Below are 18259 nucleotides of genomic sequence, written 5' to 3' on the forward strand. Positions count from 1 at the left end.
CAGGGTCAGTGCCGTGCCGGATCGGGTCAGTACTCGTCGTAGTCGGCGTCTGCGCCGGTGACGAAGTCGTCGATGGGGTCGCCGTAGGCGAACTGCTCGGGGTGCCAGCCGTGAGCGCGGAGCTGGTCGTCGGCGGCGATGATGGCGGCGCTGACCTGTCCGGGGGCCATGCCGAGCTGCTGGCCGCGTGCGGCGATGGCCTCGATGAGGGCTTGCCGGTGCTGGGATGCCTGGACGTGGCGGCCGTGTGCGGATCGTGCGGTGGGTTGCCAGCGTTGGTGGTCGCTGCGCGGGCTGGGCTGGTTCGAGGTCATGCGGCGTTCCTTCGGGTCGGAGGCTGGGTGGCGGGTGCCGTGGTGATGGCGGTGTGTCGGGTGGCTGGGGTTCGCATCACGCCGGGGCGGATGGCGACGTGGCCGAGGAGTTGCCGTAGGCCGGCCAGGGCGGTGCGCAGTTGCCAGCGGGCGGCGGTGTCTTCGGTGTGCAGGACGATGCGGGCGCGGATTTCGGCGTGTTGGCGGCCGTCGGGTCCTTGGACGCGGGTGAGGACGGCGCGGCCGTGGTCGGGCAGGTCGATCACCATGTCGTGGCTGCGGTGCTCGGCAAGGTTGCAGCGGTGATCGGCGGCACACCAGCCGGTGTGGGCGGTGGCAGTGCGGTGGTGGCGGCGCATGGTGCGGGCGGTCATCGGTTGCCCGCCTTGTACTCGCCGCGCAGGTATTCATAGACGCGGCGGCCGATGCGGACGCGCCGGCCGGTGCCTTCGCAGCGGGGGCAGTCGCGGAAGGCTTTGGTGTAGATGCGGGAGTAGAGGCGTCCGCCTTGGCAGCGGGGGCGGCGGCAGTGGCCGAACGGGAACGCGGCGCACATGATCAGGTAGAACGCTGCGTAACCGAGGGCGGCGAGGATAGCTAGCAGGGCGATGGGGTCCATCCGGGAGCCTCCTGAGCCGGTTTTGAGGGCACCGTGGGCTGGCGCCGCTAGGGGTTAGGGCGCTGGCCAGGGATTCTTGGTGTCGCTAGCGGTGCCGCTAGGTCTAGCGATGCCGGGCGCTAGACCTAGCGGCGAAACGTGGCCTACTTCCGGCCGCTGCCGCCCGCGTCGCGGTCACGTTTGGTGAGTGCGTCGAGGACGTGGGCGCGGGTGATGCCTTTGCGGTTGCCGGTCTCGCCGGTGTCCGGGTCGCTGCCCCACACCTGCCCGGTCCGCACGCCCCAGGGTTTGAGGGCTTCGCGGAGCTGGTCGGCGGTGAATCCGGCGTAGGCGTCGCCGCGCAGCACGGCGAGACGCTTGACGATCACGGTGGACCACAGCTTCGCCTCGGCGTCGGTCATGACCGCGGCGACGTCTTCGAGGATGGTGTCTCGGCGCACGGCGGTGGTGTCGAGTACGACCCCGGCGGCGTGGCCGGTGAGGTTGCCGTAGCGCTCCCGCGCCGTGCGGGCGCGGGCGACGATGGCCTCGGCGGCCGGGCCGTCGATTTCGAACGTTTTGACGATGACCGGCTCGTCGCCCTCGCCGGCCAGGTAGCCGATGCCCTTGTCACGGCGGGAGAACATCGTGGCGCGGATGCCGTTGCGGTACATCGAGGTGCCCAGCACCATGTCGTTCTCGGTCTGACCCATCACTTTGAGGCAGAACCGCAGCACCGCGTTGGCGGAGATGCCGGTCGGCAGGCTTTTGGCGTCCGGGCGCTGGGTGGCCAGCAGCAGGAAGATCCCGACGGCCGGGCCGCGGCGGATCAGGTCCTCGCAGATCTCTTCGATTTCCGCGCCGTACTTCGGGTGTTCGAAGCCGCGCTGACACTCGTCGATGCCGATCGCGATGGGGTGCAGGCCGAGTTTGCGGTTGGAGGCCAGCTCGTCGGTGACCTTGTTCTCCGGGCACAGGTCGCGCGGCAGGTCCCGGATCACCTTGGTCCGGCGGCGCATCTCGGTGTGGATTTCGCGCAGCGCGGTCACTACGTACTCGATGTCTTCCTCGTCGTCACCGGCGCGGTAGGCGTGACTGACCGGTTCCAGCGGCGACAGGTCGCCGGTGCCTTTGAGGTCGAACGCCAGGATCCACGACCGCGGATCGAGGCAGGCCAGCAGCAGCGCCAACCTGAGTGCGAACGTCTTACCGAATCGCGGCAACGCACCGATGATCATTGACGCGTACATGAGGGTGATGGTGACCAGCGTGCCGCGCGGGTCGGTGCCGAACGGTACGGCCTTGAACAGGTTCACCGTGCCGGACTTGAGCAGCGGGAACGGCTTCTGCTTGGCCCGGCTCATGTCCTTGTCGGCGACGAACAGGATCAGCCGCCCGGGGTGAACGTCGGCGTTGGCTTCCGGCCACACGCAGCCCAGCGGCCGGGTCAGCGCGGCGGCCAGTTCTTCGCGCTTCCCGACGACGGTGGAGGCGGTCACGCCGCGCGGCAGCTCGACCTCGGCGCGCCAGCCGACGCCGGTCTCGCGCTGGATCGGCGCGGGAAACCAGCGTCTGCCGTCGTCGCCGCGCCGGATGGCGTCGTTGATGCCTTTGATGTTGAGCGCCGCCAGAGCAGTGAACACCTCGACGGAGGTCAGCGGCGCGGCGTCGTGACGCACCACGGCCGTGCCCAACAGCGGCTTGTCTGCCGAGGTGCCCAGGTAGCCGAGCACCGCGACCAGCACCACGAGGCACGTGTACTGCGCGATGACCGGGGCCAGCATCAACGCGCCGATGGCCACCGTGAGCATGATCGCGAGGAACATGGTGATCAGGCCACGCCAGCGGACGCGCCGATCGCGCTTGTTGGTCAACCGGTCGTACGTTTTGGCCTCTTCCGGCTTGTTGATCGCCGCTCGGACCACGGACTGGCGCACCGGCTCACCTTCCAGGTCCCACAGCCACCGGTTATAGCCCTTGCACACCCGGCCGAATCCGCGGGGCGCTCGCGCGGTCAGCTTCACGGCGTACACCGGCAGCCGGACGCTGTGGAAAGTCAGCGTGTGCGCGCCGAACCCGGCCGCCCAAGCGGCGTTCTTGCCGAACTCCGTGGTCGAGCGCAGCCACGACGGGATGATGTTCACCCGCTCGGCATCGCGGAACGCGGCGAGGGAAAACCGCGGGCGGCGCTGCGCGGCGATGCTGTCGACCATCACCGGCTCGTCTGCGCCAGTGTCGTCGAGGTCGAGGTCTGCGCCGTTCGGGTCGTCCAGCGGTGTGATGCCGGTGCGCCGCGACCGGGCAGCGTCCAGGTCGACGACTTCAGCGTCGGCGACGTCGTTCTCGGCGGCGGTCCGGTCGACGTCGTCCGGGTCCGGGCGTGGGGTCGTCATCGGCGGTTCTCCTCTCGCACGAGTGGGACGACGGGGGCGGTGAGGTTGCCGTGTTCGTCGAGCTGCCAGGGCAGGACCCAGACGAGCCCGCGTTCGGCCAGGGCGGCAACGGTGGCCACGAATTCGCGCTCGTCAGGGTGGTCGCAGACCCGGGTACGTCGGGGCAGATCCACCCACTCGACGCCCTGGGTGTGGTGAATCTGCAGGACGTACCCGCCGGCCGCGACGGCGGCGATGGTGACCCGGTACGGGGTGCCGAGCCACCACAGACGACGGGGCCGGACCCGGGACAGTAAGCCGCGCAGCAGGCTCCGCCAGCGCGTTCGGGTGGGTGTGGTCGGGTGGGGCAGCATCAGGTGTCTCCCGAGGTCGATCGGGTGGGGTTTCGGGGTGGGCCGGCGGCGCGACGCTTGGTGGGAAGCCGTGGGATCGCGCCGCCGGGCGCAGCTAGAACTCGTCGCTGTCATGGCGCTCGGCGGGCTTCATCCAGTCGAACGCGCGGGCACGCTGGTCGTCGGCTGCGTGCTGGAGCTGGCTTGCGGTCTGGTGACGGACAGCGGCGCTGGCCGGGTCCATGTCCAGGTCCGCCGCCGTCCGGGCGGCGTCGGCGCGGTCCTGCAACGCTTGGGCGGTGGCCATGACGTCCGGGTCGGGGCCGACCTGCTGGGTGTCGCAGGCGCTCACCATCTCGCGGCTGCCGTCGGCGTATTCGAGCAGGCTGCGCCCGTCGTACATGGCGCGCACGATCGCGGTGCGCCCGTCATCGAGGCGCCGCACGACCGGCAGGTCCTCATCGCTGTCGCTGCGCTGCGCGGCGTGGTCGAGGGTCCGCCGGTGCACAGCCTCGCGCAGTGCGGCTCCGGCGCCGGGGCCGCCGAACACCTCGGCGACGTGGGCCTTGTCATCCAGGTCGCCGGGGTGCTCCAGCAGGACGTCTTGGGTGTCTCGGCCCTCGGCGGGGGCTTGCTGTTCGGCGGCGTCGTAGATCGCTTGTTGCCGGGCGGTCAGGTGTTCATAGCTGAACATCAAGCGCTTCTCCTGAGGGGTCAGAACTCGTCGGCGTCAGCACGGCGCCGGGCCGAGTCGGGGGTGTCCGCGTCGCCGTCGTCGCGGCGGTGGTGCAGGTCGAGGTCGATGTCGAGGCGCTGCCACCACTTGAGGGGCTGTTCGGCGTCGATGACTGCGTCGTTGGCGTCGAGGTAGTCGTCGGATTCGTAGCGGTCGCGGTCGCTGACCTCGGCGAGGTGCTGGCGGGCCTGGATGAGGGTTTCGCGGTCGCGGCGGGTGTCGTCGCTGAACAGGCGCATGCGAGACGTCCTTTCTGGATGGTGACTAGGCGGCGGTGCGGGTGGGCTGGCTTCTCGGGTCGGCCGCGCGCCGGTGGCGGTGCGGATCAGCCGGAGACCAGGCCGGGTGGTGGGGGCGGCGGATGAGTCGGGCGAGGCGTTCGGTGAGCGGCCGGGCGGGGGTGGGCAGGTCGGCGGGGACGCGGATGAGGCCGCGGCGGGCGCGGCGTACGTCGCGGCGTTTCCAGACGATCGGGGTGCGGGCGAGAGCGACGGGCATGCCGCGGCGGATCAGCAGGGCTTGAAAGTTGGGCAGGCCGGCGAGCATCGCGGGTGAGATGACCGGCACGATCCGTGTCGTGGTGGAGCTGACCCGGCCGTCGGCGTTGCGGGTTTCGGTGGTTTCTTCGCGGTCGCCGGCGAGTGTGGTGAACGCGGCCAGGTCGTCGGCGTCTTTGCAGCCGCCGTAGACCAGCACCGCGGCGGCAGTGTTGAGGATCATTGAGGCTTTGTCCTTGCCCCACCGGTCGCGGAGCTGGCCGTAGCCCTGGCAGGCGGCGTGGATGACGATGTTGCGTTTGCGCAGCTCGGCCATCCACCGGTCCAGCGGTGTCGGGCAGACCAGGGCAACCTCGTCCAGCACGAACGCGAGGCCCGGGTCGAGGCGCCCGGCTGGGCGGGTCGCGGCGGTGTGCCGGGCTTGGTAGGCGATCTCGGCGACCAGCGCGCCGACCAGGGGGCCGACGGTGCCGTCGTCGTCGCCGAGCAGATACAGGGTGCCGCGCCGGTCAGTGAGGTCCGCGACGCGGAACCCGCCATCGTTGGTGGCGGGGTCTCCGGCGACCGCCGCGCAGGGCAGAGTGGTCCATGCCAGGGCCGGGGCCATCGCGAGCATGATGCCGTCACGGGTGCGCGGGCTCATGTCGATCGACTGAGTGGCGGCCTGGCGCATCTGCTCACGCCGAGGCGAGTGCCGCAGCGCGGCCAAGATGGTCGCCTTGGCGGCGTGCGGGTCGGCGATCCAGGCTTGCACGTCGCTCATCCGGTGCCGGCCGAGGGCGGCGGCGTGCAGCCACACCGCCAGCACCCGACGGGCCTGAGCCTCCCACCGCTCCCCCTCGGTGCCCGGCGTTCCCGGTCCCATCAGGTCCGCGGCGCGGCGGGCGGCGGTGGCCGGGTCGGTGCAGCCGTTCAGCGGTGACCAGCGCAGCGTGGAGACGATGGCGCCGAGACCGCCGGGGTTGAACACCGCGACCGGGCCGCGCGCCGCCCGCAGCCGGGCGGTCAGCTCGTACAGGTCAGTGGCGGTGGAGGTGGTGACCACCCCGCCGGGGGCGTCGAGGACCAGGCAGGCCATCTCAGCGGTCTTGCCGGTGCCGGGGATGCCGATGCGCAGTGTGGATTCCTCGCCGGAGGTGTGCACAGTCTGCCAGCCCACCCGGGCCAGCGGCGTCGCAAACTGCCTGACCGGGACCCGCATCCGCTGCCACCAGGACAAGGCCCGCAGGGAGGGGCGGATGACGGTGGCCTTGCGGCGCATCGCCCAGCTCGAGGAGGTGCGGAAGATGTCCCACCGCGACGCCGTTCCCGAGTTGCGGCGCGACGCGCGGTCCAAGCGGCCGATCAGCCCGGCGGAACTGGACGCGCGGGTGCGCAGCCCTAGCGCGGCAGCACCGTCAGTGCCAGCCCGAGGAGGATGAGGCCGGCACCGGCGAGACGACGGCCGGGATAGCCGGCAAGGATCCACCCGGCGGCGGTGAGTAGGAGCCCGGTACCGATGACCCGGGCGAGCGCTTTTCCAGTCAGCATCCGTCGTCTCCGCTCACTGCTCGTCTTCGTCAGCCATCCGGGCCGCGCACACGGCGTCCATGCGGGCGAACGTGGCGAGGACGTCCGGGTCGGTCACCCGGTAGCCGTCGGAGTCGATCGGGCCGTCGTAGCCGGACTCCCGCAGATTGAAGAAGCGGGTCTCGGCGGGGGTTTCGGGTGTGCCGTCCCAGCAACGGGTCATGGCAGGTCACGTCCTTCACAACAGGGTCGGGGCAGAAGGTGAAGAAGGAGGGTGGGGCGTGGCCCGTCACACCGGGCCGCGCCCCAAGACGCGGGTCAGAACTCGTCGGCGTCGTCGCGCTGCGCGCGGCGGGCCTGAGCCTCGCGGCGCTGATCGGCCTGACGTTGCGCCTCGACCTGCGTGGCGAGACGCTGACGGCGGTTGCGGTCGATGACCTCGGCGTGCTGGATGTGCAGGTGACGCTCGGACATACTGGGCACCTCTCCCGAAGGTCCTTGAGGGCTGACGGGGTGGGGCCGGCGGCACGACGCTTGGTTGGGAAGCCGTGGGGTCGTGCCGCCGGGCGAATTCAGAGCTGGTCGCGGGCGCGCAGAGCGGACAGCACGCGGATGGAGCCATCCGGGCACAGCCGCCGGTACTCCCAGACGGCCTGGTCGGCGTCGTCGATGCCGTCGAGGCGGGCCAGCCGCCACGCGCCGTAGGTCTCGCGCAGCGCGCCGACGCCGGGGATCCAGCGAGTCAGACCGAACGCCACGTGATGGCGGGTACGGCGACCGGTGCCTTCCTGCACCCAGCGGCGCACATGTCGTACGACGATTTCCAGCAGGAACGGCCCGGCCAGGCTCATGGCGGGGAAGAACCACACCGCGTCACGTGCCGGACTTCCGGCGCTGTGGGAGTAGTTGGCGTAGGCGGACATGCCGGCGAACGCCCACACCAGCCACGCGAACACCCCCGCCGATTCGCCGCGCCAGGCGCAGTAGACGACCAGGCCGACGCATACCGCGGCGGCGGCGTCCAGGGCGAAGAACGTCATCAGCGGCCACGGCCCGGACAAGCCCAGCCCGGTCGGGCTCGCGGCCCACGCGATGATGTCCTGACTCGACAAGGCGATCGGAGCGACGATCACCCCGGCCAACAGCACCCCAATCACGGTGAGCAAGGCGGCCATGCCGTAGCGGGCCACCGGGATGCGCCGCACGGCGATCGCCGAGGGCGGACCCGGCTGGACCGAATCGGGTGCTGCTGGCGGCTGTGGCTCCTCGGGCGCGGCAGTGAGCGGCAGCACCGACGCAAGGTCTTCCGGTGCGTCATCGGCGGAGTCCGAGTCGGCCTCCGGGTTGGGGGCTAGGTGCAGCCGCGGCGCCTCCGCAAGGCTGCCTCGGCTCACCATGTGCAGGTGCAGGTCGGTAGCGTCCTGGTCGCGTTCGGCGAGCCGTTGCAGGGTTTCGCGTACCGCTTTGGCCTTGTCCGCGCCGACCTTCAAGTGCTTCATCAGCATGTTGCGCGAGGGCACCTTGCCGAGCTGCTTGGCGTACTCGATGGCCCGCGGCAGCAGGTCATTGACGTTCGGCGGATAGGCGCTGCCCCCCGTCGTGGCGGCGGTCATCCGGCGACCTCCCACATGGCGGTGATGAGCACCCTGCCGGGGGTACCGATGCCTCTTCGGTCGCAGTCGGCACGCAGGGTGTTCGCTGTGACGGCGTGGCAGAGGGCTACTTCCGCGAGGTCGCCGTCGAGCGGCATTGGGTCGCTGGTGATGTCTGCGTTGCCGTTCCAGAGGAGGTCGCCAGCGGCGTTCACGATCAGGTAACGGACGGCGTAACGCTTCTTCACGGGCTTGTCCTTCACGAGGCCCGGACCGGTTGCAGTGGTCATGAGTTGTCTCCAGTGGCGAGTTCAGACGCGAACGAGCCGATGCCCGACGCGATGGTGCGGATGAAGTCGGCGGCTTCGGTGGGGTTGGTGATCGCGTAGAACGCGGCGAAGGCCAGCAGCACCAGGCCGCCCAGCTTGCGCAGGTGCATCAGGCCACCTCCCGCGCGTCGTCGTGGTGCTTCACGGCCAGGTCGAGGGCAGCGCGGATGACGCGGCGATTCGCGCGGCGCAGGCGGCGCCAGTCCAGCGGCGACGGGCCGCCCCGGTCGGCGGCGGCCAGGATGCCGATCTCGGCGGTCAACACCTCGATCTCGGCGAAGATCAGCGATTCCTCACGCTCGATCGCGGCGAGGTCGGCGGCAGACGGCTCAACGGAGTCAAAGTCGTCCATGGTCAACGGAAGTCCTTCCGGAACAGGTCAGGCGGCCCGCAGTGTCCGGCGGGCGCTCACCGGGCGGTGCCCGGCGCGGCAGCCGCGGCAGTGAGTCTCGGCCGGCGCGAGTGGCGCCAGGTTCGTGCAGCCCTTGCACTGGCGCCAGCAGGCACCCTGACGTGCGGAAACGGTGACGAGCGAAGCGAGGGAAGCCATGACGTGGATCTCCTTGCAATCGATCGGAGAACTAGGCAATGCGGTACGAGGAACGCCCGGCGGACCGGCCAACATAGGGGGCCGGCCCGCCCGGAAGCGTCGATCTCGGCCTTCGGGCAGGCCGTTCGAGTCGAGCTAGGTCTACTTGTCCGCCACCGCGCGCTCACGCCGCCGCACACCACCCGCCGTACCTCGCCGGGGTTGCGCCGGTCGCCTCATCGCGTGCCCACCGCCGATGCCGACGGGATACGGGACAGCCAGTGTTCTGCTGGCCGCTGAGCGGGGCCTAGACCTGTCGCTGTACTGCTGGTGCCGCCTGGAACGTTCCCCGCTTCCCAGCGGGAGGTAGAGCACCTGACCGGTTCGCACTACGCAGTTCGGTCAACACTGCCTCTATGGAGTTCTCGCCGATGCAGCCATGCCCGGTGGCCCGGATGGACGAAGCGGAGATCCGATCCGCCCGCCGAGACAACCCTGTTCGGTTGTATGCATGTACTAGGCACCATAGAACACGTATACCTGAACCCTGTCAAGCACTGCGGTTCGACTGCCCGGGTTCCTCGCTCGCTGGCGCTGAGACCAGCTAAGCCGGTTCGTAAGCGGATCGGCAGGGTGATCGAGGGGGTGCATCGATGCCCATGGGGGTGCATCCTGGGGGTGCACGGTCTTGACCTGCCACGTTGGCCGCGATTGACTGCGAATCAGGCGAAGGGGGCGTGGTGTCGAACGACCTACTGGCGCAGGCGATTCAACGTGCGGGCTGGTCGAATAAGGGGTTGGCGCTCCGTATCCAGACCCGCGCCGATCGCCTCGGCATCAAGATCAGTTGCACTCACATCAACGTCGGGCGATGGCTCAAAGGCGGAGGCATTCGGCCGCGTACGGCGGCCGTCGTCGCCGAGGTATTCAGCGAGGCGTTCGGCGAGCTGGTCACTCCCGAGGCGCTCGGATTCGTCTCCGAGTCGGGAGTCCTGCTGCCGTTGAGCTTTAGCGAAGATCTTCCTGAGACGCTCCGCGGCCTCGCCAGCACGGCCGAACACGACATCGCCGATTCGGTCGAACTGCAGAAGGCCGCCGCGACGTCCGTTGCGTGGACCGCGCCGCTGATGGCGTGGTTGTTGGGTCGGCCGGAGCCACTTCAGACCAGCCCGACCGGCAGGCGGGTGGGGATGCCCGAGGTTGCCGCCATCTGCTCAACCATCAAGCTGTTCATGCAGCTTGACTTCCAGTTCGGCGGAGGGCACGCGCGATCGGCCCTCGCACAGTACTTCCGGCACGACGTACTGCCACTTCTCGACGGCACCTACTCGGAGGCCGTTGGGCGCAAGCTGTTCTCAGCCGCAGCGGAAGCAGCCCAATTGCTCGGGTGGACTGCTTACGACCTCGGCCGTCACGGGCTCGCTCAGCGGTATTTTGTGCAGGGGCTTCGACTGGCGCAGGCGGGAGACGACCGCGTCATGGGGGGTCGGCTCCTGTCCAATATGAGCCATCAGGCCAACTACCTCGGATTCTTCAGCGAAGCGGCGCAGCTTGCGCGGGCTGCCCAGGAGGGTGCCCGCGGGGCAGCGACCCCTACCGTCACGGCCATGTTCCTCGCGATGGAGGCACGCGCACGCGCAGGCGCGGGCGACGGCCGAAACTGCGCCATAGCGCTCCGGGAAGCGGAGCAGCTCTTCGACAAGCGCGTGCTCTGCGAAGATCCGCCGTGGATCGAGTACTTTGACGACGCAGAACTTGCGGGCGAGGCGGCTCACTGTTTCCGCGATCTTCGTAATCCCGGACTGGCAGTCGAGTTCGTGTCGCGTGCCATCGAGTTGACCGATCCCGGCTACGTCCGGACGCACGCCTTCATCCGACTCGTGCACGCGGTGAGCTGCCTGCACGGCGACGCCGCAGACATCGAGCAGGCGGCGGAAATCGCCATCAAGGCGATCGAGCTGGCTGGGCCGCTCAAGAGCGAACGCTACCTGCGCTACATTCGGGATCTCTACGTCGACTTCATGCCCCATCGCAGGAATGCGGACGTAACGCGGGCGTTGGCGGTGTTCGACGGGGCGCTCAGCGCGGTGCCGAGCTGATCAGCATCAGAACGGCTGCCAGGCCAAGCCAGCTAGTTTGGCTGGACATCGCAACGCCTCAAGGCGCCGTTCGAACTCGTCCGCGACTTCGCGTGACTCCTGCACATTCTGCATGAGCCACGTGGTCATCTTGAGCAGATTGACATCGCGAAGGATCTGGAACCCGGGCCGCGAGCGAACGTCCATGCCATATGTCGAGCAAAAGTTCTCGTAATCGCGGTCGCTGTGCCAACCGATCTCGTATTCAGTAGCAGTAACTGCCAGATCAACCTCGCGAGGGCCTAGACAGAACCCCTCGAAGTCGATGAGGACAGCCTCGCCCTCCGGCGTACGGATAAGGTTCTTGACGTGCGCATCGCCGTGCAACGCGACCGGCTCGCCATTGAATACAAGCTGTTCGTAGGCATCCACCAGGTCGTGCAACCGCTTGCGCAAGAACGTCAGGACGGCGCCGCCTATCCCGCTAGCAGCATCGATGCGTCCCTCTACCCGGCCAAAGATGTTGAGGGCGGGAAGGTCGAGTTGAGTTGGAACCGGGCACGCGTGAACCGCTCGTAACACCGAACCGAGTTCGCCCGCCTGGACTTTACTGCCTGAATCTGGCACGACCTCCCAGAACGTGACCGGATGACCGTCCACGTTGATGGGTTGCGGGGTGGAGAACAGGCGAGCGGCGCTGATGCCGTTTTGCGCCAGCCAACTCGCTACTCGAACCTCTTTTTCCGCGTCGGCCGCGTAGCGCGGTCCACGGGCGATGCGTACGACAACCGCCGGGGTGTCGAGGATGAAAATGGCGTTTTCACCGAGGCGCAGGAGCTTCGCAGTGGTGGCGTCTGCACCGATTGCAGAGCAGGCATCCTTGAGGACTTCTCCGGCTGATTCGGCACTGAACGGCGTTCGGTCGGTCACTGAGTTTCCTTGACGTCGGCAACGACGCGGCTCCGGCCGGGAACCCGATTCACAATGCCTTCAAGCTCAAGCATCTCAAGCGCTCGCCTGACCGTGCCGCGAGCAGCGCCATATACGCTCGCAAGCTCTCCCTCGCCAGCGAGAGAGTCACCTGGTGCTAGCTGCTGGGTGGCGATTTGCGTACGTAGATCGCGTGCGATTTCCTCTGCACGATTGTCGAGGAGCTGCTCATCGGGCGCTGCAACGAACCGCCCCCGGCCTGCGACAACCGTGGTCAACCCCTCGCGGTCGAGGATGAGTAATGCCTCACGAGCGGTACCGCGTGCGACGCCATGGCGCTCGCTGAGGGCGGCCTCGCTGGCGATCCGGTCCCCGGGTGACAAGCGTCCCGCAGTGACATCGCCGCGGATCTCTGCGGCGATGGCCTCTGCGCGACTCCCGGTCGTTCTGGTGCCCTCGGGGCCTTTCACGAACCGGCCGCGGCCTTGAATTGAGTCCGCCAGGCCGTCGGCCTCAAGTGAGGCGAGCGCTCTGCGGGCCGTCACACGAGACACGCCCCAGCGCCGACACACCTCCATCTCGGCCGGAAGCTGCGTACCCGGAGCAAGCTCGCCGCTGTTGATCGAGTCCCGGAGTGTCTCGGCAATCTCGCGATACCCGGCACCTGAGATTCGTGCGCTCTCCACGGGTCTCCTTGCGCTTGTGTGTTGGCTCAAGGCTAGGGGAAGCGGCTCGGATGCGGCCACCGTCGGCTCGCGGCAACCCCCGTGGCCCCCACCGAGGCGACAGAGCTTTCATGGATGGCAGGCGTCAAGTCGTACATAGCCTCCACACCACGCGGGCGCTTGGACTTCAGATACTCGCCAACCATCACTGTCGCGCACTCGGATTCGCCAGGCGAACGCGTCACTGGTGTACGACACGCCGCTGCCGTCGGTGGGCCACCAAGTGGCGGAGACGTCGACGGCAACAACGGCTTCGCCCTCTGCCAGAGGAACGGGAGTCAACGTGCCAAAGTCCAGCCTCGATGGTGCCGGCTGCGTGCCACCATGGCGCGTCGGTAATCGCGCCCCTGCCTCAGCAGGTCGTCCTGGCGTCCGTCGTCCAGGAGGGGAAGTAGGCCCTCCTCGTTGCCACAGCCAAGCGCCATGAGGTAGCCGTCGGCCGCCGCGTCGGGGGATGGCGCCCCACGCCGTACCGCAAGCCCCGCGACGGCAGCGACCTGCGGCATGGAAGAAGGACTACAGCACGCGGCACCGCAAGGTCCGGGCTCGGCTCGAACATGCCCTGGCCCGGCTCAAGACCTACAAGATCCTGCGCGACTACCGTCGCGCCCTGGTCCGACCGAATCGGCAAATATCCCCGCTAATCCGCATTCACACATTCCGTTAGGTCAATGTGATTTCTGTCTTGCAAGACCCCATAGACTAGATCAAGTTTGATACCGTCCCGTTCCGGATCAGAAGCCCTGATGAGGGAGGCCGGAAGGCCCGACGCTGCGGCTGAGATCTGATAGTTGACCAAGCGCCGGTGGAGAAGGGCTCCTTGTTTCGTGCAATGGATACGCGTCGTTGCTTACGCAAGCCTCTTCATCCACGGCGTACTCTGAAAGAAGGTAGTTGTATGCGCAGGACCCTGCTCGCCTCCTTTGCGGCGATCACCGCCGTGTTGTCCTTGGGGCTGGCCCCTTCCCCGGCGAACGCCGCACCTCGCGTGAGCTGCATCTGGTACAACACCACTACCGGCGGCGGGCTTAATGGCAGGACCATGCTGGCGGTCTGCCGGCTCGGTAACTACGTCGGCGAGGTGAGAGGCAAGCACAGGAACCTCGGCGACCACTCGCATACCGGATACCTTGAAATCAAGCAGGGAACCAAGAAGCGCACTAGCCCCACGGTCGAGGTCCTGCCCGGGGATGACTACGATGGTCCGTGGTGGCACATCAATGAGAACTGGCCGTCGGGCCACCGCGTTTGCGCCGTCTGGGTAAAGGCGAACGGCAGCAAAACCAGTGGGTACGCCTGTTGGACCAAGTAGCTTCGTAGTAGCGGATTTTGACTTGTGGTGTTGAGCAGATGCATATTCTGCTCAACATCACATTTTCACGTGAAAAGGCAGGTTGAATCCTTGCGGCGAGCTTTGCTGGCGAAACTAATCGCATCGTCGATATTCATAATCTTGAACTCAGGCTGCGGTAATGCGCCAACCCAAGGGGAGGAGTTAGAACCCGGCTGGATCAATTCGGAGCAGGTGGAAGCGGAGTATCGCGATGAAGCTTCCAAACTGGCTCTTGCACCAGGGTGGAAATGGCCCGAAGGGAAAATGTATGAGGAAGAATCGTCGAATAGCCTTAGTGCCTACAGGTTAAATACTGGGCGCAGCGACGCTACTCTTTACTGGTTCTGCAGTTGGGGAAGGCAATACTTCGAGAAAATGGCCCCAGAGGGGAAAGAGATTGCCTTGGCGCAGATTCTGAAGGTTAGGGAAACTGTATACTTCACCGCGTTCCTCGAAGGTCAAGACAAACTGGATAATGAAAGATCGCTCTCGGCCCTCCAAGATGGTGACTCCGTTGCCTTTCGAGCGATTGTGGACGCCAACTGTCCGCGCTCGAATCGGTCTGGTTAGCGAGTCCGCGTTGCCTGGCGCTTGACCGAGAATGGTTCGATCGGCTGAACTGTTCTCAGCAGCAGCAACGGACTAATTCGGCACGATGCAGGAAGATGCCGCGCGGACCGGATGATGCTGGATAAAGCGGTGCCGATGAGCAAGTGTCATGCGGTAGCGAGCCTGGATGACCGTCCCCGTGGCCAGCTGCGCGCCGTGCGGGGGCCTACTCCGACGACACTTCCACCGTCACCTTCGATCTTCTACCGGGGAATCGCACGTTCGACGCATCACTTGCGGTGCCCCTCGCCGGACCTCAGCCCGTCATGTCACGCCGGAAACACCGCTCCTTGGTGTAGACACCTCTCAGCGCCTGGATATTCTTTGCCTCGTCCTGCCGAGAGTAAGCAAAGTTATACCGAGACTCAGGCCAATAGCCAAACCAAGAACTGGTCCTGTGGCAGGGTTGTCGAAAACGGCTGGACCTATAAGAGATCCGACCGCCCATCCAGCGGTGGCAACGAACGCCATGAGTGCCAACTTGAGAAAGAATGCGACTTTGGTCCACAGACTTCTGTTATTGTTGTTTTTCACGTAGCCTCCTTAGGTAACGGAAGTCCAGCGACACATTCACCACAAGCCTCCGATGATCGGTCGCCACGTACCCGAGCCGGGAGAGCCGGTCCGGGTAATGGGGGCCCGAGCTAGGCTGGGGCAACAGAATATCCCTCGACATACCGGTTTTACATGACGTGGTTTGGGCGCCGTCAACGTGCGTTCTATGAACCCAGCTTAGCCGCGTTGTAGATCATCAGCGATGGTGGGCTAGGATTGTGAACAAAGAGCTGAGCCGCAAATGGCGCAAGCGGCGATGCTTGTCGGCAGGCCAAAGTTGCGGTGCTCGAAACCGCGACGTGGACCCTGCATTACACCAAGAAATACGTCACCAAGGCAATCGCGAATATAAGCGCAAGAATTAGGGTGGAGATACGGAAGTGCCCATTCAACAAATGCCGACGCATTAGGACATTCCCATCGGCTCGGCAGTGCCTAGTCCCGGGGCGACCGCGATATTCTCGGCCAGAAAGGCCACGGCGACTCGTTCGCGCAACTCTCGCCCAACCTCGAACTGTTTGCCGGGCAAGGTACGAGCCACCACACGTACATGCAAGGTATCCAACTCCATTCGCTCCACACCCACTACGGACGGCGCATCCAAGAGCAGCTTACCGAGATCGTCATCGACGGTGACCTCTTCGCTGACCCGGTGCAGAATTTCTCGAACTAGATTGATATCTGCACTCCACGGCACCGGAACATCAACGATCGCCCGGGCCCAGTCTCTCGACATATTGGTTACCTGCACAATTTGCCCGTTTGCTACTATTACCACCTCGCCGCTGACCGTGCGGAGCCGTGTGACTCGAAGGCTGACTTCCTCGACAGTTCCGGAAATTCCGTCTTCTTTACCCAACGCAGAGATCCGGACGACATCGCCAAAACCGTACTGGCGTTCGACGATGATGAAAAGGCCAGCCAGAATGTCCTGTACTAGCCGCTGCGCGCCGAAGCCTACTGCTACACCGACCACTGCCGCGGGAGCCACGAGTCCGGTAATGGGCACGCCGAGCCTACTGATTACGCTGATCACCGTGACGCAATAGATCAGCACAATCATCGACCACGTGATGACCTGTGTAAGCACGTGGCTATGCTTGGCGTTCTCAGAACGTACTAGCCCGTCGCCGGCCGACGATGTCACGTCGATGCGACGAGTGATCCGGTACGCCATCCACCGTACATATCGGGCTAAAAGGACCGAACCGGTGATGAACAAGACGATCTCTAGCCCGCTACTACGGAGCCAGTTCACAAGGTCGCCAAGGGAACCGCTTGCCAAGACCATGGTTGCTGATTCTCGCACGTCTGTTGGAGAGTCCTGCAGCACGGGATCGGGTCCGTCGTCGATGACGAAGGTGAAGTCGACGCGTCTAGGCAGGGTGCGCAACCCGCGCTGTCCCTCGATCGGCTGTAGGTGTGCTGCCCAGTGCCGTCTGTGCGCGAACGAATCGGCACCTACACCGCCCGGGAAGGTCCTTGCGGACTGCTCACGGATTGCTCACACAAGCGTTGACAATGGATGGGTCTAGACAGCAACCAGCGACAACGCGGATGCGTCCTGACCTGCGGCAGCGCAGGTCACTGGCCAACGGTCGGCATCAGCCAACAAGCGCACTCGCGGCCTGAAAATCGGAAGGTCGGCGGTTCGACCCCGCCCCTGGCCACCAAGCCTCTCGCCGGGCTTTGAGCGTCGCCCACCTGCGGAAACGTATGGTGGGCGTTCTGCTGTCGGAGCCAGTTCGCCCACGGCGGGTGACCTCCGGCGAGGAGTGCCCAAGGATCATCTGCACGATCTCGATCGGCACACCGCCGGCCGGCATCTCGGAATCAGCGTCACGGATCTGGTCGCAGGCGGTTCAGTTGCTGGGTCGTTCCCGCTGAATACGGCGTCATACGAAGCGAATTCCGACTCGCTTCCGACTGAGCTCAGGTTGCCCGCCGCAGAGCGGGAAGCCGTCGCAACCGACAGCGCTAGTCGTCATCCGCGCTGGCGCGGCGCCGCTCGGCCAACTGCCATTCGAGCAGATAGCGGCGCACCTGTTGGGCCTGGGATTCCGACAGCGTGTAGAGGATGACCACCTCGGCGGTCTCCTCGGTCGGCTTGTCCGCCTCCCGGGTGAGGAGAACCGTCCCGCTCACCTCGAAGTGCCCGTCGCCCAGGGTCACGCGCGCGTGGATCGGGTCACCCTCGACGAACTGCAGTTCGTCGACGGCGCAGCGCAGTGCCGCCTCGCTGATGTCATGGACGGACGCGACCTGCCACTGCGTGTCCTCCTCGTGGCGGAGGAGCGCCGCTTCGCCACCGCCGCCACGGAAGAAGGTCCGGCGGGTGACCGGCTCCGGTTCGCCCAGGATGCGCAGCCGCCAGCGTTCGCCGATGGTGCCGACCATCTCCGTGCGCACCCGGTAGCGATGCGGGGGGCGATTCCAGGCGATCGCGATCTGGGCGCCGACCGCCGGGGTGCCGACCTCCAGCTCCGGAGCCGGAGAAGGCATCAGCAGGATGTCGTCCTCCAGGTCGTCGACCCGGGTCTCCCACTCGGTCCCCTGGACTTCAGGGTTGATCAAGCTTCCCACGGTGAGGTGTTTCGCGTTTTGTGGCACCCGTACACCTCGCCTCTCGAAGACCGCAGTTGAGGTCATTATCGTCCGAGAAGGTCCGTTTATCAGGAGATATGACCTGTGCCATTGGAACGGGGGTCCGAAAACGGACATCGGGGCATCTGCGTACATGATGAGCCACGTCGGTGGGCATAAGACCGCATGGCCTTCATCAGCGCGCAGTCTCCGCCCCGGACGATCGAGATCCAGCGGTGGGTGCTGGACAGTCCCACGCAGTTGAGGACCCTGCGGGCTTCCCTGCACAAGGCCATCACCGGGCAGGTCCTCGCGGAGGGCGAAGCCCTCGACGAGGTTCCCGAGAAGGTCGTCCTGGTCGCCACCGAGCTGGCCACCAACGCCCTGCGGCACGGGTTGCCGCCGACGATCGTGCGGCTCGGGCGGGCCGGGGACCGGTTCGTGCTGGACGTCGCCGATCACTCGCCGGACGCGCCGCCTGAATACCAGGCGGGCCGTCCGCTCGGGCACGGCGGGTTAGGGCTCCAATTCGCCAAGCAGTTCTCGCTCGAGATCGGCTGGTACGTCGAGGACGACACCAAACACGTCTGGGCCGAGTTCCCGGTCCCTGCCTGAAT

Annotated in this window: 23 protein-coding genes and 1 pseudogene; 5 read left to right on the top strand and 19 right to left on the bottom strand. The window is 66.4% G+C overall.

The window, feature by feature from the left end:
• Positions 1-26: 26 nt before the first annotated feature.
• The 15 genes from EDD30_RS18740 to EDD30_RS18795 form a co-directional block, all read right to left on the bottom strand.
• Positions 27-314, bottom strand: coding sequence for a hypothetical protein (locus tag EDD30_RS18740; RefSeq protein WP_071803379.1), 288 nt, complete (start codon positions 312-314; stop codon positions 27-29).
• On the bottom strand, positions 311-688 hold the full coding sequence (locus EDD30_RS18745) for a hypothetical protein (protein WP_071803378.1): 378 nt from the start codon (positions 686-688) through the stop codon (positions 311-313). Before EDD30_RS18745 ends, EDD30_RS18740 begins: the two co-directional genes overlap by 4 nt.
• Positions 685-933 (bottom strand): hypothetical protein, encoded by a 249-nt coding sequence (locus tag EDD30_RS18750; RefSeq protein ID WP_071803377.1) that lies wholly within the window; start codon positions 931-933, stop codon positions 685-687. Before EDD30_RS18750 ends, EDD30_RS18745 begins: the two co-directional genes overlap by 4 nt.
• 143 nt (positions 934-1076) lie before the next feature.
• On the bottom strand, positions 1077-3305 hold the full coding sequence (locus EDD30_RS18755; protein WP_071803376.1) for a cell division protein FtsK: 2229 nt from the start codon (positions 3303-3305) through the stop codon (positions 1077-1079).
• A complete protein-coding gene (locus EDD30_RS18760; protein WP_071803375.1) occupies positions 3302-3658 on the bottom strand; it encodes a hypothetical protein in 357 nt (118 codons plus the stop codon). The genes EDD30_RS18755 and EDD30_RS18760 overlap by 4 nt, the downstream gene beginning before the upstream one ends.
• Positions 3659-3752: 94 nt before the next feature.
• Positions 3753-4331, bottom strand: a complete 579-nt coding sequence (locus tag EDD30_RS18765) for a hypothetical protein (protein ID WP_071803374.1) — start codon at positions 4329-4331, stop codon at positions 3753-3755.
• A gap of 20 nt (positions 4332-4351) precedes the next feature.
• Positions 4352-4612, bottom strand: a complete 261-nt coding sequence (locus EDD30_RS18770; protein ID WP_071803373.1) for a hypothetical protein — start codon at positions 4610-4612, stop codon at positions 4352-4354.
• Positions 4613-4637: 25 nt separating this feature from the next.
• Complete coding sequence (locus EDD30_RS18775) at positions 4638-6206, bottom strand: type IV secretory system conjugative DNA transfer family protein (protein ID WP_071803372.1); 1569 nt, start codon at positions 6204-6206, stop codon at positions 4638-4640.
• 44 nt (positions 6207-6250) lie between these two features.
• Positions 6251-6400, bottom strand: a complete 150-nt coding sequence (locus EDD30_RS39195; protein ID WP_170047130.1) for a hypothetical protein — start codon at positions 6398-6400, stop codon at positions 6251-6253.
• 13 nt (positions 6401-6413) lie between these two features.
• A complete protein-coding gene (locus tag EDD30_RS18780) occupies positions 6414-6602 on the bottom strand; it encodes a hypothetical protein (protein WP_071803371.1) in 189 nt (62 codons plus the stop codon).
• Between the two features lie 95 nt (positions 6603-6697).
• Positions 6698-6853 carry a hypothetical protein gene (locus tag EDD30_RS39200; protein ID WP_170047128.1) on the bottom strand — a complete coding sequence of 52 codons (156 nt, stop codon included), beginning with the start codon at positions 6851-6853 and terminating at the stop codon, positions 6698-6700.
• Between the two features lie 98 nt (positions 6854-6951).
• Positions 6952-7992, bottom strand: coding sequence for a DUF2637 domain-containing protein (locus EDD30_RS18785; protein WP_071803370.1), 1041 nt, complete (start codon positions 7990-7992; stop codon positions 6952-6954).
• Positions 7989-8261 carry a hypothetical protein gene (locus EDD30_RS18790; protein ID WP_071803369.1) on the bottom strand — a complete coding sequence of 91 codons (273 nt, stop codon included), beginning with the start codon at positions 8259-8261 and terminating at the stop codon, positions 7989-7991. The genes EDD30_RS18785 and EDD30_RS18790 overlap by 4 nt, the downstream gene beginning before the upstream one ends.
• Positions 8258-8410, bottom strand: coding sequence for a hypothetical protein (locus EDD30_RS39205; RefSeq protein WP_170047126.1), 153 nt, complete (start codon positions 8408-8410; stop codon positions 8258-8260). The genes EDD30_RS18790 and EDD30_RS39205 overlap by 4 nt, the downstream gene beginning before the upstream one ends.
• Entirely contained in the window at positions 8410-8652 is a 243-nt protein-coding gene (locus EDD30_RS18795) for a DUF6284 family protein (RefSeq protein ID WP_071803398.1), read from the bottom strand. The genes EDD30_RS39205 and EDD30_RS18795 overlap by 1 nt, the downstream gene beginning before the upstream one ends.
• Before the next feature lie 914 nt (positions 8653-9566).
• Between EDD30_RS18795 and EDD30_RS18800 the strand changes: the two genes are divergently transcribed.
• Complete coding sequence (locus tag EDD30_RS18800; RefSeq protein WP_071803368.1) at positions 9567-10928, top strand: NsdA family TPR-like regulatory protein; 1362 nt, start codon at positions 9567-9569, stop codon at positions 10926-10928.
• 6 nt (positions 10929-10934) lie between these two features.
• On the opposite strand, the gene EDD30_RS18805 is transcribed toward EDD30_RS18800, so the two are convergent.
• Together EDD30_RS18805 and EDD30_RS18810 are read right to left on the bottom strand one after the other, a co-directional pair.
• On the bottom strand, positions 10935-11837 hold the full coding sequence (locus tag EDD30_RS18805; RefSeq protein WP_244945311.1) for a phosphotransferase family protein: 903 nt from the start codon (positions 11835-11837) through the stop codon (positions 10935-10937).
• Entirely contained in the window at positions 11834-12523 is a 690-nt protein-coding gene (locus tag EDD30_RS18810) for a GntR family transcriptional regulator (protein ID WP_071803367.1), read from the bottom strand. Before EDD30_RS18810 ends, EDD30_RS18805 begins: the two co-directional genes overlap by 4 nt.
• A gap of 506 nt (positions 12524-13029) precedes the next feature.
• On the opposite strand from EDD30_RS18810, the pseudogene EDD30_RS40705 reads away from it, so the two are divergent.
• The 3 genes and pseudogenes from EDD30_RS40705 to EDD30_RS38345 form a co-directional block, all read left to right on the top strand.
• Positions 13030-13172 (top strand): annotated as a pseudogene (locus tag EDD30_RS40705) (IS5/IS1182 family transposase); the annotation flags it as partial.
• A gap of 288 nt (positions 13173-13460) precedes the next feature.
• Complete coding sequence (locus EDD30_RS18820; protein WP_071803366.1) at positions 13461-13874, top strand: hypothetical protein; 414 nt, start codon at positions 13461-13463, stop codon at positions 13872-13874.
• A 69-nt stretch (positions 13875-13943) separates the two neighbouring features.
• Positions 13944-14465, top strand: coding sequence for a hypothetical protein (locus EDD30_RS38345; RefSeq protein ID WP_143162549.1), 522 nt, complete (start codon positions 13944-13946; stop codon positions 14463-14465).
• 1000 nt (positions 14466-15465) lie between these two features.
• Here the strand turns inward: EDD30_RS38345 and EDD30_RS18825 are convergent.
• Together EDD30_RS18825 and EDD30_RS18830 are read right to left on the bottom strand one after the other, a co-directional pair.
• Positions 15466-16452: a mechanosensitive ion channel family protein gene (locus tag EDD30_RS18825; protein WP_211277671.1), complete on the bottom strand. Its 987-nt coding sequence runs from the start codon at positions 16450-16452 to the stop codon at positions 15466-15468.
• Between the two features lie 584 nt (positions 16453-17036).
• Positions 17037-17633 carry a PilZ domain-containing protein gene (locus tag EDD30_RS18830; RefSeq protein ID WP_071803364.1) on the bottom strand — a complete coding sequence of 199 codons (597 nt, stop codon included), beginning with the start codon at positions 17631-17633 and terminating at the stop codon, positions 17037-17039.
• Between the two features lie 195 nt (positions 17634-17828).
• Here EDD30_RS18830 and EDD30_RS18835 point away from each other — a divergent pair, with 195 nt between their 5' ends.
• On the top strand, positions 17829-18257 hold the full coding sequence (locus tag EDD30_RS18835) for an ATP-binding protein (protein ID WP_071803363.1): 429 nt from the start codon (positions 17829-17831) through the stop codon (positions 18255-18257).
• Positions 18258-18259 lie beyond the last annotated feature (2 nt).

The organism is Couchioplanes caeruleus (assembly GCF_003751945.1).
GTDB classification, from domain to species: domain Bacteria; phylum Actinomycetota; class Actinomycetes; order Mycobacteriales; family Micromonosporaceae; genus Actinoplanes; species Actinoplanes caeruleus.

Coding starts and splice junctions, on each gene's coding strand:
- EDD30_RS18820 (WP_071803366.1), top strand. CDS start 13,461: ATGCGCAGGACCCTGCTCGCCTCCTTTGCGGCGATCACCGCCGTGTTG.
- EDD30_RS39195 (WP_170047130.1), bottom strand. CDS start 6,400: ATGCTGACTGGAAAAGCGCTCGCCCGGGTCATCGGTACCGGGCTCCTA.
- EDD30_RS18740 (WP_071803379.1), bottom strand. CDS start 314: ATGACCTCGAACCAGCCCAGCCCGCGCAGCGACCACCAACGCTGGCAA.
- EDD30_RS18755 (WP_071803376.1), bottom strand. CDS start 3,305: ATGACGACCCCACGCCCGGACCCGGACGACGTCGACCGGACCGCCGCC.
- EDD30_RS18760 (WP_071803375.1), bottom strand. CDS start 3,658: ATGCTGCCCCACCCGACCACACCCACCCGAACGCGCTGGCGGAGCCTG.
- EDD30_RS18765 (WP_071803374.1), bottom strand. CDS start 4,331: ATGTTCAGCTATGAACACCTGACCGCCCGGCAACAAGCGATCTACGAC.
- EDD30_RS18770 (WP_071803373.1), bottom strand. CDS start 4,612: ATGCGCCTGTTCAGCGACGACACCCGCCGCGACCGCGAAACCCTCATC.
- EDD30_RS18780 (WP_071803371.1), bottom strand. CDS start 6,602: ATGACCCGTTGCTGGGACGGCACACCCGAAACCCCCGCCGAGACCCGC.
- EDD30_RS18790 (WP_071803369.1), bottom strand. CDS start 8,261: ATGACCACTGCAACCGGTCCGGGCCTCGTGAAGGACAAGCCCGTGAAG.
- EDD30_RS39200 (WP_170047128.1), bottom strand. CDS start 6,853: ATGTCCGAGCGTCACCTGCACATCCAGCACGCCGAGGTCATCGACCGC.
- EDD30_RS18795 (WP_071803398.1), bottom strand. CDS start 8,652: ATGGACGACTTTGACTCCGTTGAGCCGTCTGCCGCCGACCTCGCCGCG.
- EDD30_RS18750 (WP_071803377.1), bottom strand. CDS start 933: ATGGACCCCATCGCCCTGCTAGCTATCCTCGCCGCCCTCGGTTACGCA.
- EDD30_RS18745 (WP_071803378.1), bottom strand. CDS start 688: ATGACCGCCCGCACCATGCGCCGCCACCACCGCACTGCCACCGCCCAC.
- EDD30_RS18835 (WP_071803363.1), top strand. CDS start 17,829: ATGGCCTTCATCAGCGCGCAGTCTCCGCCCCGGACGATCGAGATCCAG.
- EDD30_RS39205 (WP_170047126.1), bottom strand. CDS start 8,410: ATGCACCTGCGCAAGCTGGGCGGCCTGGTGCTGCTGGCCTTCGCCGCG.
- EDD30_RS18785 (WP_071803370.1), bottom strand. CDS start 7,992: ATGACCGCCGCCACGACGGGGGGCAGCGCCTATCCGCCGAACGTCAAT.